The sequence below is a fragment of the Desulfofundulus sp. genome (assembly GCF_049701015.1).
Lineage (GTDB): Bacteria > Bacillota > Desulfotomaculia > Desulfotomaculales > Desulfovirgulaceae > Desulfofundulus.
Map to the genome: position 1 here is coordinate 1 of NZ_JBNATZ010000331.1, position 2,332 is coordinate 2,332.

Here is a 2,332-nt window from a genome sequence, read left to right on the forward strand (position 1 = left end):
CGCCCGGCACGCCTTCGGCGGCCGCTACGGTTATTGATGGTTACCCCCTGCGCGCAAGAACCGCTCCTTTGCTGTAATGCAGTTCAATCTACTAAGTTGCTTTGCAGTAATTATATCAACGGCTGAAAATTATTGCAACTGAAAACACACCGAAAAACAGCCTGAAGGCATGTCGGTCTGGTAACAACGGTATGGGAACAACTGGCTGTCCCGGCTTTACAAGATATGGCCTATTCATGCGAAATGGTGTGTAAATATAATGACAAAAATAAAAAAATGGAGTAAAATTACTATAAGCGCATGACGTCCCTCTATCATTCCCGGCCTTGGCCTCAGGCCAGGGTTTTTTTTGCCGCGCATCGGTAGTAAAATAATAACTATAGAAACCCCAGGGAAAGTCGGTGCCATTCTTGCATACTTCCTCCTGGTTTCAGCAGTCCCGGCGTAGAGGGCAGCCGGGATACTTTTTTTCGGGGACACGCTGGTGCGGACCGGGCCCCCGTCAGGTCCTAGAGGTGCCCGAACCAGCGCTATCATTTACAGCATCCATCATAGAAACGGCAAAGGAGAATGGATTGAATCCTTTCCAATACCTCAGCTATCTTTTTGAAAGACTTCTGTCAAAACCTGGCTCACAAAAAACCCTGCCGAATTTACGCTTCGTCCAGATGTACAGAGGCTCTGTTTCTGGCAGTCTCTTTTTCCCAGGGTCACCTCTTTTGCCAGTGCCTTCGTCGCCAATTTTTCCCTCGGAAAACTCCCGGACTTCCGGCCGCTCGTCGCAGAGTGGTATGAATTCACCTGGTTCGCTGGGGAAACATCCCCAGTAGAGAACGCAGTACAAAAACAACACGCAAATGGCAGTAATGAAAGCAACAGTGGCCTGAAAAAATGTCATAATTAGCCCAGCACGGACACACCTGAACCCATTCAGGTGAAGTGCTGTTACACTTCTCCCCAAGCCTTTTCTAACGCCTCATTTTCAACTCCCTCACCCTTACCACTACCGCATGCCTGACCGTCTCGTACGTCCCCGACAGGAGGTATGTCCCGCGGGGGAATTTCGGTATGCCCCGCAGCATGGCCGGGGTAGCGTCCGCCCTGATGCCGTGCAGGGCTTCCAGCTGGTCCGGCTCGATGGCGAAGATCGCCCGCGTGTTGCACTGGCTGATTATTTTCCGGTCTATGTCCAGCGGGTTCTGGGTGATCAGCACCGTGCATATCCCGTAGTGCCGCCCGATGCGCACGCATTCCCTGATCACCTGCTTGCACGGGGTCTCGCCTGTCAAAGGGCACCAGCAGGTGCGCCTCGTCCAGAAACGTCACGAACTGCGGTATTTTCCCCGCCAGGCGCAGTCTCTGAAGCTCCCGCAGGGTGGCCCCTACAACAAGCTGGAACTGGAGAAGGTCCAGGGAAGAACAGTCCACCGCCACGGGTTTCCCGGTCTTGAGCAGTGCCGCCCAGTCCAAATTGCGCCCCATCGTCCCCAGGAAACGGTGCCTCCTGATCGACGCCTCCACGCGGGACATGGCCGCCCGGAACTCGTACCCGGTCAGCCTTAAATCGTGCATGCCGTCCTGCTCCATCTGCTTCAAAAGGTCGGTCAGCGTGAATGCCTTCTTGCGACCCATATCTATCTCTTTCTGCAACGCGGCAAACGAGAAGGCGAACAGATCGTAGCCCGGCGTCCCCTCCAGGGCGGCCACCACCTGCACGGCTTCCTCCGTGGTCAACGACGACAGCGGCACGGCGTAGTCCACGCCCGGGCACACCACCGCCCCGCCGAGAGCCTCAGCGTGTTCCAGGTAATCCGCCTGGGAGTCCATCGCGACGGCGGGCACCTGCAGTTTCGCCAGTTCTTCCATCAGCACGCTGGCGAAGTACGATTTCCCGGAGCCGGTGGTACCCCCGACGAAGATGTGCCGGAGCAATATATCCGGCCGGAGGCACACGTCCACGCCCCCGGCACGGCCCACGTGCAGGGACTTCGCGGGGTCCGTATCGAAACCCAGCGCACGGGCGACCACTTCGGGAGAGGGTTCGTATACTTCCGCGCCCGGCACGGCCGTCTCCCGGGGGGCGAAAAACGTTATTTCGCTGCCGTGTGTTTCCCCGCGCCGGAGGACGCTGACCTCGTAGGTTATGTTGGTTGGAGACTCGGTTTTAGCCCCGGTCACCCGCCCGAACAGGAAAGCGTTTCCATTGAGAGGCGTCACCACGAAGCTGTCGGAAAGGACTCTCAGCGCGGACCGGAACTTAAAAGTATCATAGGTAGCTGAAAGCACTATGCCGAGTGAAAGCATAAACAGTCAACTCCTTCCCGAAGAAACA

General features: G+C 56.4%; 1 protein-coding gene and 1 pseudogene. One reads left to right on the forward strand and one right to left on the reverse strand.

What is annotated here, in order from left to right; all coding sequences use genetic code 11:
• Positions 1–511: 511 nt before the first annotated feature.
• A pseudogene (locus ACPLUI_RS13990) lies at positions 512–617 on the forward strand (transposase domain-containing protein); the annotation flags it as partial.
• A 328-nt stretch (positions 618–945) separates the two neighbouring features.
• Here the strand turns inward: ACPLUI_RS13990 and ACPLUI_RS13995 are convergent.
• On the reverse strand, positions 946–2,304 hold the full coding sequence (locus ACPLUI_RS13995) for an ATP-binding protein (RefSeq protein WP_424660857.1): 1,359 nt from the start codon (positions 2,302–2,304) through the stop codon (positions 946–948).
• Between the last annotated feature and the right edge of the window lie 28 nt (positions 2,305–2,332).

What these genes read in the sequence shown, in the direction of transcription:
- ACPLUI_RS13995 (WP_424660857.1), bottom strand. Translation starts at nt 2,304, where the DNA reads ATGCTTTCACTCGGCATAGTGCTTTCAGCTACCTATGATACTTTTAAG.